This is a genomic window from Kribbella rubisoli, from assembly GCF_004217145.1.
GTDB classification, from domain to species: domain Bacteria; phylum Actinomycetota; class Actinomycetes; order Propionibacteriales; family Kribbellaceae; genus Kribbella; species Kribbella rubisoli.
Genome location: NZ_SHKR01000012.1, coordinates 876,395 through 889,255 on the forward strand (window position 1 = coordinate 876,395; position 12,861 = coordinate 889,255).

Below are 12,861 nucleotides of genomic sequence, written 5' to 3' on the forward strand. Positions count from 1 at the left end.
GATCAGCCGACCGCTTTGAGGTCGAGGCCGATGCCGGTGGGGTTCAGCAGGATCAATCGGTTGTGATCGATGGTGTAGGTGACCGTGCCGCCGACGGTGGCCAGGATCGCGGCGTGCACCGCCTCGGTTTCGCCCGTGCACGGGTGGTCGCTGATCGTGACACTGGTGAAGGTCAGGTCTGTGCTGGTGCGGGTGAAGGTGCCGGACAGTTCATTGCAACCGGTCCAGCCCGTCAGCTGGTCGCCGTCGAAGGTGATCCACGCGTCGGCGGCCTGGTGGTGGTAGTGGAAGAGGTCGCCGTTGGTGATCGTGGTGATGACCTTCCAACGGACAGCGTCGAGCGGGAAGTCGGGCTCGGCGACTTTGCGGTCCAGCAGAGTGATCGTCGTATCAGCTGACATGAGTGTGAGCTCGTCGCCGTACACCTGCCAGCTCGGGTTGCTCATCAGGAACGTCTTCAACCACTCGTCCTGATCTCGGCGTGCCGGTTCGCAACCCTTCGCAGTACTGCCGAAGCCGATGATCCACAGCCTGCCGTCGGCCAGCAGTGTGCCGGCTTCGCTGTGCGCGCCGAGTTTGTTGCAGCCGGCGTACGCCCGGAGGACGTCGTACACCTCTGGGCCTTCTTCGTTCTGGTTGGGAACGCGCGCGAACTCCAGCCGGATGTGCGTGTTCGGCACCAGCTCTTTGGGGGAGCCGTTCTCAGTCACGGCGGTGGACAGGTACGTCTTGCCGATCGGTGCGGCCATCGGTCGGAGTGTAGTTCTCGACGGTCATGGAGTTGTAGACGCGGGCGCTTTTGGTGGTTAGGCGGAGGAGGGCTCGGCTTGGTGCTGAGGGGAGGGTGGAGATCAGGCGGGCGCCGTGGGCGAGGCCGGCCATGGCGAGGCGGGAGGTGGGGATGAGGGTTTTGGCGGCGCTGAGGGCTACGGCGCGGCTGGCGGTGACGTGGGCGGTCATGGCGTCTTCGTATGCCGGGTAGGCGCGTTCGTGGTCGCCGCCGGCGCGGGCCAGCTCGCCGGCTAGGACGTAGGCGCCGACGACGGCGAGGGTGGTGCTGCCGCCGACGGCGGGGCCGGGGCAATAGGCGGCGTCGCCGACGAGGGTTACCCGGCCGCGGGACCAGGTGGGCATGCGGAGTTGGGTGATCGAGTCGAAGTAGAAGGCGGGTGTGCGGTCTAGCTCCCCAAGCCAGCCGTCGACCTCGGGATCCATGCCGTCGAACGCCGCCCGCAACAGCTCCTTCTGCCGGGGTACGTCGCGGTGGTGGTAATCGAGCTCGCGCTCACTCCGGAACAGGAACAACGCCCGCGCATCCTCGATGTGCCGCGCGCCGTAGATCCCCGCAGTACGGCCGATGCCCGTATGAATCACCATCTCACCGTCGAGCCCCGCGGCGTTCGGCAACGTCAGTACGCCGAGGTACGCCCCGATGAACGAGCTGTACTGCGACTCCTCGCCGAAGACGATGCGCCGTACGTTGGAGTGCAGCCCGTCCGCACCGATGACGAGATCGAACCGACGCCGTGCCGCGTTCTCGAACTCCACCTCGCCGTCGGGTGAGATCGCAGTGATCGAGTCGTCGAACATGTACTCGGCCCCATCGCAGGCGTCGTAGTAGATCTCGCTAAGGTCGTCACGCAGTACCTCGAGGTGACGGTCCGACGTGCCGCCGAACACCTTGGACAGGTCCACTCGCACGGGACGTCGTACGCCGTCGCGGTACAGCGTCATCCGGTCGGTGCCGGTGGCCCGCTCCTCGATGCGGGGGAGCACGCCCATCTCCTCCGAGATGTCCACCGCGGGCCGGAACAGGTCGACGGCATGGCCGCCGGTCTTGCGCAGTACAGGTGCGCGCTCGACGACGGTGACGTCGAAGCCGTACTTGGTCAGCCAGTACGCCAGTACCGGACCGGCGACACTGGCGCCGGAGATCAGAATCCGCATGAGTATGCCTCCCTCGGGTCACTCCTTGATCGGAGCCGCCGACCCACTTTCGACACGGGGAGGTGGAGAATGTGGCATGGCTGAAATCGTGTCGTGCCCACACTGCGGGCAGAAGAACCGCGTTCAGGCGACCGCCGACGGCAAACCGGTCTGCGGTAAGTGCGGTAAGCCGTTGCCCTGGATGGTTCACGCAGGTGACAAGGACTTCGCCGAGGTCGTCGAGATGTCCAGCACCCCGGTCCTGGTCGACGTGTGGGCGCCGTGGTGCGGGCCGTGCCGGATGGTCAGCCCGGTCCTCGAGAAGCTCGCCACCGAGAAGGCCGGCCAGATCAAGCTGGTGAAGATCAACGCCGACGAGGCGCCCGACGTGTCGCGCCACTTCGACATCCGGTCGATCCCCACGCTGATGGTCTTCCGCCAGGGCAAACCGATTGCCACCCACATCGGCGCGGCACCGGCCGCCGTACTCCGTCCCTGGCTGGAAGATGCCCTGAGCAACTGATCACGGGGAGCCTCGATGACCGCGAATGCCCGGCAGCTCGTCTCCGTGCTCATCGGCTGCGTCGTCGGCGCGATCGTTGCGGTCATCTGGAGCGTGCCGCTGGGTGCTCTGGCGGCGATCGCGGTGATCGGGGCCGCGTTCGTGATCAGCGCGGTCATCGTGTTGTGGCCGATGGACGCCGACGCTACCCGCCGGCACGTCGGTCGGGAGGATTTCCGGCCGGCCGTCGATGAGCTGTTCGTGGTGGCGCTGGCAATCGGCGCCGTCACCGTCATCGCACTGATCCTGATTCTCGGGCGCTCGCACGGCCAGAACGTCGCCGCCGCGATCGGCCTCGCCGGCGTCTTCATGAACTGGGCCGTCCTGCACATGATGTACGCCGCCCGCTACGCCCACCTCTACTACGAAGCGCCCGTCGGCGGGATCGACTTCAACAGCGACGAGAGTCCGGCGTACCGCGACTTCTTCTACTTCAGTTACAACCTCGGCATGACCTACCAGGTCTCCGACACGAGCGTGTCCAGCTCGGCCATCCGTTCCGTCGTACTGCGTCACTGTCTGCTCTCGTACGTCTTCGGGACGGTCATTCTCGCCGCGACCATCAACCTCGTCGCCGGCATCGTGACCAGCTGAGGCACGGACAGTAACGCTGCGTCGTGTGACGCGATGTAACGACTGTCGTCCCGGGGGGAACCGGCTCGACGCAGGGCCGGGCCGGAGGGGACTGGATGACTGTCGACACGTACTGGGGCCAGACCGACGACGAGCTGTACGAGCGCCTGGGAGCGGCGCTGCTGGGGGAGGGGCTCGGCGTCTCCCCGGACGACCGCGACAGCCACCGCAAGTTCGGCCGATCCTGGTTCGCCAACAAGACGCGTGAACTGCAGCGGATCGTCTGCCATGCGGAGGTCGTCCAAGGCCTCCTCGGTACGTCGACCTCGGACCGGGTCATCGACGGCGGCGCGGTCTACGAGTTGCTGCAGGGACACGGGCACGACCCCGTGAGCGCGGCGATCCTCGCAGTACTGATCGCGCGGATCGGACTGGGCACCTTCTGCGCGACAGCGCCGCCCAAACCATGAGCGACGAGACGATGGCGGACCGGCGGTACCGGATGCTGGAGCCGGATCGGTCGGTGGAGCTGGAACAGATGCGGGCGAAGCTCGTCGAGCTCGGGGACACCGCGAGTCTGAAGACGCTCGGCAAGATGGAGCGCGGCTTCGACCGGTTCGACAAGGGCAAGCACGGCGACCCGATGAAGGGTCTGCTGATGACGATCTCCGAAGAGGTCCGGTCGGCGATGCGCGACTTGGGCGCCGACACCGACAAGCTCGAGTCCGCTCGGGTCGGGTCGACGCTCCGGGAGGAGGTCTCGGCGCAGCTGACGCCGTTCAGCGACGGGTCCGGGCTCGCGATGATCTCCGACGCCGTGCTGAGCCTTGCCTTTCTCTACTGCCAGTACGCCGGAGTGGTCACGCGGTCCAAGGCCGCCTGGTTCCGGCGGGGCACGACCGCCCGCGACGAGAGCCTGTTGATCGGCCTACTGCGGTACTACAACGTCAATCAACGCGTCTTCGGTCTCGCCGGCAAGCTCGGCTGGCGTACATCCCGGCGCGCGATGCTCACCAGTTATCTGGTGGGAATGAACGCGGCGCGCTTCATCGTTGCGCACGAGCTCAGCCATCACGTGCTCGGGCATTCGTCGGCGCCGAGCGGGTTCTCGCCCGGCGAGCACCTGCCCGTCTGTTCGGACAGTCAGCGGCTGGAGATGGAGGCCGACGAGTTCGCCTTCCGCACCGTGCGTCGTGCGGCCGGGCCCTTCGAGCGGTCGGCCCTCACCGGCGCGCTGATGGCGATGCTGGCGATCCACTCGACCGAGCAGGCGCTGTTCGTACGCCGTGGCGTCACGCATCCGGCTGCTGCCACGAGGGCGTCGTACCTGCTGCAACAGGTTGATCCGGAATTGCAGTCGTATGCCGACAACTTCATCGGCACGTTCCTCAAGGCGACAGAGTTGTCGTCGGACTTTTCCGAGTCGGCACAGCCTTTTGAGTGGGAGCAGTACGCCGCGGCGCGCGACGTCACGTCGTCGCACCCGGTCGACTATCTGCGGACGATCAGCCTGCTGGACCAGTTGCAGTGCAGCCCGGATCAGCGCCTTGTCGACGCGGTTGCAAAATCTGCACTGCCGATCGCAGGAGCGGGCGCAAGCTATGCAGGCGACGTACGCCGGGCGCTCGCAACGTGGGGTCTGGGCTCCGAGCAGATCGACAGCATGCTGGATCCGAATCGGGCGCTGACCTTTCACACCTTGTACGAAGCCATCCAGGCCAGTCTGATGGCGCAGGGAATGCCGCCCGCCGAGCGGATCGGCATACCGCTCGCCGCCGCCAGGCTGGTCAGCGATCGAGTCTGTACTGCGCGATGAGCGCGGTCATGGCCTCGTCGATGGCGGGGTCGATGCGCTGCCGAGTCGGGTCCTCGTCGTACCAGGCGATGATCTCGCGGGCACCCACCTCGAACGGGATCGTGGCGACGTAGTCCGGGACGACCTGGCGGAGCTTGCTGTTGTCGAAGACGGCCGAGTGCGTCTTGTCGCCGAGCAGGCCGGCGCCCCAGCTCGGATGGACGGCGGCGATCGCGTCGGACGGGACGTGGACGATCTGTGCCGTCGTTCCGGCCGCGGCGGCGAGGGTGTGCGCGATCTGGTCCCAGGTCAGGACGTCGTCGGAGGTGATCTGGAAGGTGTCGCCGAGCGTGCGCGGGTGGCCGAGCAGCGGGACGAGCCCGCGGGCGAAGTCGCGGTGATGCGTCAGCGTCCACAGCGACGTCCCGTCGCCGTGGACGACGACGGGTTCGCCGCGGCGCATGCGGTCGACGATCGTCCAGCCGCCGTCGAACGGGATCAGCGTGCGGTCGTACGTGTGCGAGGGCCGCACGATCGTGACCGGGAAGTTCTCGTCGCGGTAGAGCGCGGTCAGCAGGTCCTCGCAGGCGATCTTGTTCCGCGAGTACTGCCAGAACGGGTTCCGCAACGGCGTCGACTCGGTGATCGGCAACCGGGCGGGCGGCGTCTGGTACGCCGATGCCGAGCTGATGAAGACGTACTGGCCGACGTGTCCACGCAACGCATCGGTCCGGGCGCGCACCTGCTCCGGGGTGAACGCCAGCCAGTCGACCACTACATCGAAGTCCTGCCCGGCAACCTCGGCGAAGGCCGCCGCGTCCTCGATGTCGGCGCTGACCTGCCGCACCTCCGGCGGCAGCGGCCGGCTCGAGGTCTTGCCGCGGTTGACGACCGTGAGGTCGATCCCCACCTCGACAGCGCGCCGCGAGCACGCCGAGCTGATAATCCCAGTCCCACCCAGAAACAGAACCCGCAGTCCAGTCACCCGGCCAAGTCTCCCAGACCGCCCCGACCACCGCACTACGATGTCCACGCCCGCCGTGCCTAGACTCAGGTCCGATGACCAAAGACTCGGACGTTGACGATGCCAATATAATCTGGATCGGCGGTCCGGCGGCCGCCGGCAAAACGACGGTCAGTCGCCTGTTCGCTCAAAAGCATGGATTTGTCTACTACAGCGTAGATGCCCACGCATTCGCTCACGAGAAACGAGCGGCGGCGGCCGGAATTCACGTTCTGGGCACCGGTCCCGGCGACTTTGATCGCCGGCCTATGATCATCGAAGATGTCAGGTCCCTGGCTGCCGGTGTGACGGTCGTCGTCGAGGGCGCGTTCGTCACTCCGAGCATGGCGGGCGTCGGCGAGAATGCAGTGTGGCTCATGCCCTCCCAGGATGAACAGCGTGCACGGCTCGAGCGCAGGGATCCTGGCGGTGACCACGAAGGTTGTGTCTGGGGGTGGGGGCTGGTGCGTAGCCAGCTCCAGAACACCGGGGCCCGGGTGATCGTCGTCGACGGGCAGACGGTGGAGCAAACAGTTATGGCCGTCGAGCAGATGTTCAAAGATTTTTTGGAGAAATGATGCAGGGACTTTCCGGTCGGGTTGTGCTTGGGCTTGCTGGGTTTTCTATGACGCCGCGTGATCGAAAGGCAGATCTCGCGACCATTCGCGCCGGCATCGAAGCCGGTGCGGCGATTCTCGACACCGCACGGGCATATGCCCAGGTGGACAATTCGCTGTACGGCGAAGAGCTCGCCGCCGAAGCCGCGAATGGGACGGATGTGATTGTCGGCACGAAGGGCGGTCACTCGCGGATCAACGCGGACACGTGGGACGCGGACATCAGCGCCGGCCGGATCCGGGACGACGTCGAGTCGAGCTTGCGGGTGTTCGGACGCGAGCAGCTCGACCTGTACTACCTGCACAGAGTCGACCTCGCCGACCAGCCGGTGGAAGAGGGCGTCGCCGCGCTGGCAGCTCTCCGCGACGAGGGGAAGCTGGCGCGGATCGGCCTGTCGAATGTCACAGTCTCCGAGCTCGAGCGCGCAACGGCGATCGCGCAGGTCGACGCCGTACAGAATCGCCACACGGCCATGGGCCGCGAGGCGGACGACGTCGTCGCGTGGTGCGAAGCCAACCAAGTCGCGTTCTTCGCCTACTCACCGCTACGCTCGTCGATCCCGGCCCCGCGCCTGGCCGCCGTCGCCGCAGAGCGAGGCGCGACCCTTCAACGCCTGCAACTGGCCGCTCTGCTGCACTCGTCGCCGGTCGTGTCCGTGATCTCCGGCGCCACCCGACCGCAGACGGCGCTCGACTCCATCGCCGCCGAGCGCGAACCATGGACCGCCGAGCTCCAAACCGCGTACGAAGCAGACCTGGCTTAGAGGCGGTCCAGGAGCTCGTCGTCGGCCTTGATCGCATCCGGGCCGCGAGGCGCCGGGCGGCGGACGAGAGCCAGGAGCGCACGCAGGCGTCGGACCAGATCCGCGTCATACGGATCTGGTCCGGACTGCCGGTAACTGCAGCGTCGCATCAACCCAACTCCTCCCAAGGGGATATCGAGTCGGACCAAGTGGTCGTTACAGGCCCCGGCCTCAGAAAGCTGGTTCTTCGCGACTGCGGTACTTCAGCAGCCCCTCGACGCCGCGCAGGAACGTCTCGCAGATCGGCTTCGGATCGGTCAGGCAGCCGGCAGTCATCGCGCCGTCGCGGAGCATGACGAAGTGCCGGGCGGCCGGCTCTGCGTCGTGCTTCCCGATGCCGGAGAACAGCTCGATCATCGTGTCCAGGAACCACTGCCGGTGCTTGAGCACCGCTTGGTGGACCGGATGCGCCGGATCCGGGTACTCGGCCGCGGCGTTCAGGAACGCACACCCGCGGAAGCCGGCACTCCGGATGTCGTCGGTGATCGACCGGCCGACAGTTCGAATCACCTCGTCGGCGTTCGTTTCCTCGGCCCGCGCGGCATCGGTCCGCGCACGGATCGCCTCGTCGGCCTGCGTCAGGTAGGCGACGATCAGGTCGTCCTTGCTGGGGAAGTGCTTGTAGAGCGTGGCGCGGGTGACCTGCGCCTCGCCGATGACGCGATCGACGCCCACTGCGCGAATGCCCTCGGCGTAGAAGAGCCCGGTGGCCTTGCTGAGCAGTCGAGCTCTTGCCTCCGACATCTGTGACCTCCTGCCTCGACCCTAGCAGATAGAACGGTCGGTCTTGACAACGATGGCCAGCAAGCCGCAGTCTCTAACTAGACCGATCGTTCTATCTACGGAGCAACTCAATGACCAAGACGCTGCGAAACCTGTACTTCGCCCGCTTCGGATTCGCTGTCGTCTGGGCGATCCTGACGATCGCGATCGCGAAGACCGTCAACCCGGGTGCCGCCGTACTGCTCGTGATCTATCCGCTCTTCGATGCCGCCGCAGCAGTCACCGACTTCCGCTCCTCCGGCACCACCCGCCCGAAAGCGCCGCTCTACGTCAACATGGGCCTGAGCCTGCTCGCCGCCGTCGGCCTGGCCATCGCGGCCGCGTCAGGCATCCCGAGCGTGCTGCGAGTCTGGGGTGCCTGGGCGATCACCGCCGGCATCGTCCAGTTGATCGTCGCGATCCTCCGCTACCGCCTCGGCGGTCAATGGCCGATGATCCTCAGCGGCGCCATCTCCGTCCTCGCCGGCACCAGCTTCGTCCTGATGGCCGGCCGTCCGGATCCGTCCCTCACCACCATCGGCGGCTACGCGATTCTGGGTGGCATCTTCTTCCTCAGTTCCGCACTCCGCCTGCGTCAGCTCGCAGCCAAAAGGTCAGCCCAGTACGCCGAGTAGTTCTTCGGAGATCGAGCGGGCCTCGGCGATGAGGAGGGGGACTGCCTGCTTGGCGAGTTCCTGGGTCATGCGGAAGGCCGGGCCGGAGACCGAGATCGCCATCGAGATCGGGACGTCGGGGATCGCAACGGCGTAGCAGACGACACCTGGTTCCTGTTCGCCGTTGTCAGAGGCATAGCCGGCGCGGCGGACCCGGCCGAGCTCCTTGCGGAGCTTGGTCAGGTCGGTGATGCTGCGGTCGGTCGCGGCCGGCATGCCGGCCCGGCCGACGATGCGGGCCATCTGCTCGTCGGGCAGGTCGGCGAGGATCGCCTTCCCGACGCCGGTCAGGTGGGTGTAGGCGCGGTGCCCGACCTCGGTGAACATCCGCATCGCGTGCCGCGACGGCGACTGGGCGATGTAGACGACCATGTGCCCTTCGAGTACGGCGAGATTCGCCGACTCGCCGATCTCGCGGGCGAGCGTGTCCAGGTGCGGCGCCACGATCGGGGCGAGCTGGGAGTCGACCCGGCCGGCCAGCCTCGTCAGCTTGAGCCCGAGTCCGTACTGGCGGTTCGGCAGCTGGCGCACGTACCCGAGCGAGACCAGCGTCTTGAGGAACCGGTGCGTGGTCGGCGCCGGTACGTCGATCGCGGCCGAGAGCTCGGTCAGCGTCGAATCGCCGTTGTCGGCCAGTAGCTCGAGCAGGTGGAACGCCCGTTCGACGGACTGGACACTCCCGGACGTCTTGTTCTCCACCGCGCCAGCATAAATGCGCGTCGAGGGCTGGCCAGGTCCGGTCACAAGATTCCACATATCGAAAAAGGACTTCCAGATAGTGTTGACAGCGTCGCCGTGGTGAGCGAAAACTGATGCAACACCCCGACGACCGATAGCCCGTAGCTCTCAGCCGACCTCGTAGTACATCGGTGTAGAGAGCTCGTGCCGCCCCGCGGTCGAACCCGCCTGCCGAGGGAGACACTCATGACTTCCGGCTCGTTGTTCACCCGCCGCCGACTGCTCCAATCCGGACTTGGTCTGGCCGCCGCCGGCGTCGCCGGGACCTCGCTGGCCGCGTGCGGCGGCTCGTCGTCCGGTTCGCCCGCGGGCTGGACCGAGGTGACCTTCAGTTCCGTGGGTGATCCGACCACCCAGAAGATGTTCAAGGACATGATCGCGGCCGCTCAGAAAGAGAGCCTCGACGCGCACAAGATCAAGATCGTCTGGAAACCCGCACCGGGCGACGACTGGGCCAGCGTCATGCTCCAGTTCGCCTCGGGGACGACGGCCGACCTGCAGCGCATCGACGACGACCGGGTCTACGACCTGGCCACGAGCGGCAAGATCCTGCAGCTGGACAAGATGATGCAGGACAGCACCAACGGCTTCGACCTGACGAAGTACAGCCCGACCTTCACCACCAAGGTCGCGGTCGAGGGGTACCAGTTCTCGATCACGCCCGGCATGAGCGCCAACGCCCTGTATTACAACAAGAAACTCTTCTCCGACGCCGGCCTGACCGCGCCGACCTCCTGGGCCGACGCGTGGAGCTGGGACGAGTTCGACGACGCGGTCAAGAAGCTCACGAAGAAGAGCGGCAACAAGACCGACACCTACGGCCTGCAGTACGCGGTCAACACCATCCAGGCCACTGCGTACGGGGCCGGCGACACCGCGCTCTACAACAACCAGACCGAGTGCGGTTACGGCAAACCCGAGACGCTGGACGCGATCGACAAGCAGATCTCCTACATCCGCGAGGGGTACGCGCCGACCATCGACGTCGAGTACCTGCCGCTGTTCAACGGCGGCAAGCTCGCGATGACGTGGCAGGCGATGGACATCAGCGCGCAGATCAGCAAGGACGTCGACTGGGACGTCATGCCCTGGCCGAAGACGCCGCTGTTCGCGATGACGAAGAACTACGCCCGTACCTGGGTGATCCCGAAAACCGCGAAAGACCCGCAGGCCGCGTTCCTGGCGATGAAGGCCCTGTGCGGCAAGGCGGCCTCGGAGGTCATGGCCAAGGCGCAGTTCGCCGTACCGGCGCTGACCGAGGTCGCCAAGAGCGCGGCGTTCACCGACCACCCGCGGCCGAAGACCGCGAACGTCTGGGCCGAGGCGCTCGGCAACGTCGCCGGCAAGCCCGTCGACGTACCGTTCCCGCGCGGACCGATCGGTACGGCGCTGGCCGACTCCTTCGTCGAGGGCACCAACGCGAACAACCTGGTCAGCGGCAAGCTGGCGACCGCCGACTACCTGAAGCGCGGCCGGGACGCGGTCAACGCCGAGATCAAGAAGCGCGGCTGGAACGGGGACAAGGGCAAGGAGTTGCTCGAGAAGGGAGGAGCGCTCACCGATCCCGACCTGAAGGTTGCGGCCAAGTGACGGCGCAGCAAACGGTCACGGCGAGGCGGCGCAATCTCCGCGGCTGGATGTTCATCGGTCCGGTGGTGACCGGGACGCTGCTGTTCAACGTCATCCCGGTGCTGCCGACGCTGGTCACCAGCTTCACCGACTGGGACGGGCTGGCGGCGCCGAAGTTCACCGGCGTCTCCAACTACAAGGAGATGTTCTCCGGGCAGGATCCGCTGTTCGGCAAGAGCCTGATCAACACGGCCATCTACACGATCGGGTACGTCCCGGTCGGGATCATCATCGGGATCGCCCTGGCCCTGCTGGTGAACAACCGCCTGCGGGGGATGGCCGTGATCCGGGCGCTGATCTTCCTGCCGTACGTGACGTCGCTGGTCGCGGTCGGCGTGATCAGCCGGTGGGTGTTCAGCGATCAGTACGGCGTCATCAACGCGGTACTGGCGTCGTTCGGTATCACCGGACCGCACTGGCTGGGCGAACCATCATCGGCGATGGCCGCGGTGATCGTGACGGCGATCTGGGCCAACATGGGCTTCAACATGGTCATCGTCCTGGCCGGCCTGCAAGGGGTCCCGGAGACGTTGATCGAGGCGGCCACCCTCGACGGGGCCGGCCGGTTCTCCCGGTTCTTCCACGTGACGCTGCCGTTCCTCACCCCGACGATCTTCATGTTGCTGATCCTGCAGACGATCGGCTCGTTCCAGGTCTTCGCACTCATCCTGGTGATGACAGGCGGCGGACCGGGTGACGGCACCTATGTCTACATCTACCACCTCTGGTACGAGGCGTTCTCGCTGCGACGGATGGGTTACGCGTCGGCGCTGGCGATCGTGCTCTTCGCCGTACTGCTAGCGGTCACCTGGATCCAGAACCGCCTGTCGAAGAGGTGGGTGTTCTATCAATGACGATCGAAGACACTCGCGAGAAGAAGCTCGCTCCGCCGCGATCGCCGGCACCCGTGGACGACCGCGGCGAGGTACGGCGACGGCGGGTCGGCCGGATTGCCGGACCGACGGCGACGTACGTCGGTTGCGTGATCGTGGCCTTGATCGCAATCGCGCCGTTCCTGTGGATGCTGTCCAGTTCCTTCAAGGAGCCGGGCGACGTGATCAGCCTGACGCCGCGCCTGCTCCCGAGCCCGTTCACGTTCGAGAACTACGAGTATCTGGTCAACAACGGCGTCCTGCCGTTCATCCGGTTCCTCGGCAACAGCGCCTACATCACGGTGCTGGTGATCATCGGCCGGCTGATGGTCTGCGCCCTCGGCGCCTACGGCTTCGCGCGGTTGCAGTTCCGCGGCCGGGACGCGGCCTTCGGGCTGCTGCTCGCGTCGCTGATGATCCCGGACATGCTGATGGTGCTGCCGCTGTACTCGGCGTACGTGAAGGCCGGCCTGATCGACACCCACTTCCCGTTGATCGTGCCGCCGATCGTCGCCAACACGTTCGGCACCTTCCTGCTCCGGCAGTTCTTCATGACCATCCCCAAGGAGTACGACGAGGCCGCGCTGGTCGACGGAGCGAGTCATTTCCGGATCTTCGTGAGCATCATCCTGCCGCTGTCGAAACCGGCCCTGGCCACGCTGGCGGTGCTGACCTTCGTCAACGTCTGGAACGACTTCTTCGGGCCGTTGGTCTACCTCAGCGATGTCAACAAGTTCACCGTCCCGGTCGGGCTGGCGTTCTTCCAGACGCAGGACAGCACGCAGTACGGCCCGCTGATGGCGGGCGCGACCCTGGCCATCATTCCGACCGTCCTGGTCTTCGTGTTCGCGCAGAAGTACTTCACCCGCGGGATCTCGATGACCGGAATCAAATGACGACTCTGTGA

General features: G+C 66.2%; 16 protein-coding genes. 10 read left to right on the forward strand and 6 right to left on the reverse strand.

Annotated features, from left to right (window positions below):
* Nucleotides 1-2 precede the first annotated feature (2 nt).
* Together EV645_RS18480 and EV645_RS18485 are read right to left on the reverse strand one after the other, a co-directional pair.
* Nucleotides 3-749 carry an META domain-containing protein gene (locus EV645_RS18480; protein ID WP_130445120.1) on the reverse strand — a complete coding sequence of 249 codons (747 nt, stop codon included), beginning with the start codon at nt 747-749 and terminating at the stop codon, nt 3-5.
* Nucleotides 703-1,947: an FAD-dependent monooxygenase gene (locus EV645_RS18485; protein ID WP_130445121.1), complete on the reverse strand. Its 1,245-nt coding sequence runs from the start codon at nt 1,945-1,947 to the stop codon at nt 703-705. The genes EV645_RS18480 and EV645_RS18485 overlap by 47 nt, the downstream gene beginning before the upstream one ends.
* A 76-nt stretch (nt 1,948-2,023) precedes the next feature.
* On the opposite strand from EV645_RS18485, the gene trxA reads away from it, so the two are divergent.
* The 4 genes from trxA to EV645_RS18505 all read left to right on the forward strand — a co-directional run bounded on the left by trxA (nt 2,024) and on the right by EV645_RS18505 (nt 4,877).
* On the forward strand, nt 2,024-2,449 hold the full coding sequence (trxA, locus tag EV645_RS18490; RefSeq protein ID WP_130445122.1) for a thioredoxin: 426 nt from the start codon (nt 2,024-2,026) through the stop codon (nt 2,447-2,449).
* 15 nt (nt 2,450-2,464) lie between these two features.
* Nucleotides 2,465-3,082 (forward strand): DUF1345 domain-containing protein, encoded by a 618-nt coding sequence (locus EV645_RS18495; protein WP_130445123.1) that lies wholly within the window; start codon nt 2,465-2,467, stop codon nt 3,080-3,082.
* 95 nt (nt 3,083-3,177) lie between these two features.
* Nucleotides 3,178-3,531 (forward strand): hypothetical protein, encoded by a 354-nt coding sequence (locus EV645_RS18500; protein ID WP_130445124.1) that lies wholly within the window; start codon nt 3,178-3,180, stop codon nt 3,529-3,531.
* The gene (locus EV645_RS18505) at nt 3,528-4,877 is read left to right on the forward strand and encodes a hypothetical protein (RefSeq protein WP_130445125.1); all 1,350 of its coding nucleotides are present in this window, start codon (nt 3,528-3,530) and stop codon (nt 4,875-4,877) included. The genes EV645_RS18500 and EV645_RS18505 overlap by 4 nt, the downstream gene beginning before the upstream one ends.
* Here EV645_RS18505 and EV645_RS18510 read toward each other — a convergent pair.
* Nucleotides 4,849-5,889: an NAD-dependent epimerase/dehydratase family protein gene (locus EV645_RS18510; RefSeq protein ID WP_338419146.1), complete on the reverse strand. Its 1,041-nt coding sequence runs from the start codon at nt 5,887-5,889 to the stop codon at nt 4,849-4,851. The genes EV645_RS18505 and EV645_RS18510 overlap by 29 nt on opposite strands.
* Before the next feature lie 26 nt (nt 5,890-5,915).
* Here EV645_RS18510 and EV645_RS18515 point away from each other — a divergent pair, with 26 nt between their 5' ends.
* Both EV645_RS18515 and EV645_RS18520 read left to right on the forward strand, forming a co-directional pair.
* Nucleotides 5,916-6,437: a P-loop nucleotide/nucleoside kinase family protein gene (locus EV645_RS18515; protein ID WP_130445127.1), complete on the forward strand. Its 522-nt coding sequence runs from the start codon at nt 5,916-5,918 to the stop codon at nt 6,435-6,437.
* Nucleotides 6,437-7,240, forward strand: a complete 804-nt coding sequence (locus EV645_RS18520; RefSeq protein ID WP_277877063.1) for an aldo/keto reductase — start codon at nt 6,437-6,439, stop codon at nt 7,238-7,240. Before EV645_RS18515 ends, EV645_RS18520 begins: the two co-directional genes overlap by 1 nt.
* Here the strand turns inward: EV645_RS18520 and EV645_RS41900 are convergent.
* Together EV645_RS41900 and EV645_RS18525 are read right to left on the reverse strand one after the other, a co-directional pair.
* On the reverse strand, nt 7,237-7,389 hold the full coding sequence (locus EV645_RS41900; RefSeq protein WP_157997097.1) for a hypothetical protein: 153 nt from the start codon (nt 7,387-7,389) through the stop codon (nt 7,237-7,239). The two genes, EV645_RS18520 and EV645_RS41900, sit on opposite strands and share 4 nt — an antisense overlap.
* 61 nt (nt 7,390-7,450) lie before the next feature.
* Nucleotides 7,451-8,023, reverse strand: a complete 573-nt coding sequence (locus EV645_RS18525; protein WP_130445129.1) for a TetR/AcrR family transcriptional regulator — start codon at nt 8,021-8,023, stop codon at nt 7,451-7,453.
* 110 nt (nt 8,024-8,133) lie between these two features.
* Here EV645_RS18525 and EV645_RS18530 point away from each other — a divergent pair, with 110 nt between their 5' ends.
* Nucleotides 8,134-8,676, forward strand: a complete 543-nt coding sequence (locus EV645_RS18530) for a hypothetical protein (RefSeq protein WP_130445130.1) — start codon at nt 8,134-8,136, stop codon at nt 8,674-8,676.
* Here EV645_RS18530 and EV645_RS18535 read toward each other — a convergent pair.
* Nucleotides 8,656-9,414: an IclR family transcriptional regulator gene (locus tag EV645_RS18535; protein WP_130445131.1), complete on the reverse strand. Its 759-nt coding sequence runs from the start codon at nt 9,412-9,414 to the stop codon at nt 8,656-8,658. The two genes, EV645_RS18530 and EV645_RS18535, sit on opposite strands and share 21 nt — an antisense overlap.
* A gap of 225 nt (nt 9,415-9,639) precedes the next feature.
* Between EV645_RS18535 and EV645_RS18540 the strand changes: the two genes are divergently transcribed.
* Genes EV645_RS18540 through EV645_RS18550 form a run of 3 tightly spaced genes read left to right on the forward strand, consistent with a single transcriptional unit; the run spans nt 9,640 to nt 12,850 of the window.
* Nucleotides 9,640-11,043 (forward strand): extracellular solute-binding protein, encoded by a 1,404-nt coding sequence (locus tag EV645_RS18540; RefSeq protein WP_130445132.1) that lies wholly within the window; start codon nt 9,640-9,642, stop codon nt 11,041-11,043.
* Nucleotides 11,040-11,936 carry a carbohydrate ABC transporter permease gene (locus EV645_RS18545; RefSeq protein WP_130445133.1) on the forward strand — a complete coding sequence of 299 codons (897 nt, stop codon included), beginning with the start codon at nt 11,040-11,042 and terminating at the stop codon, nt 11,934-11,936. Before EV645_RS18540 ends, EV645_RS18545 begins: the two co-directional genes overlap by 4 nt.
* Nucleotides 11,933-12,850, forward strand: a complete 918-nt coding sequence (locus EV645_RS18550) for a carbohydrate ABC transporter permease (RefSeq protein ID WP_130445134.1) — start codon at nt 11,933-11,935, stop codon at nt 12,848-12,850. Before EV645_RS18545 ends, EV645_RS18550 begins: the two co-directional genes overlap by 4 nt.
* Nucleotides 12,851-12,861: the final 11 nt, after the last annotated feature.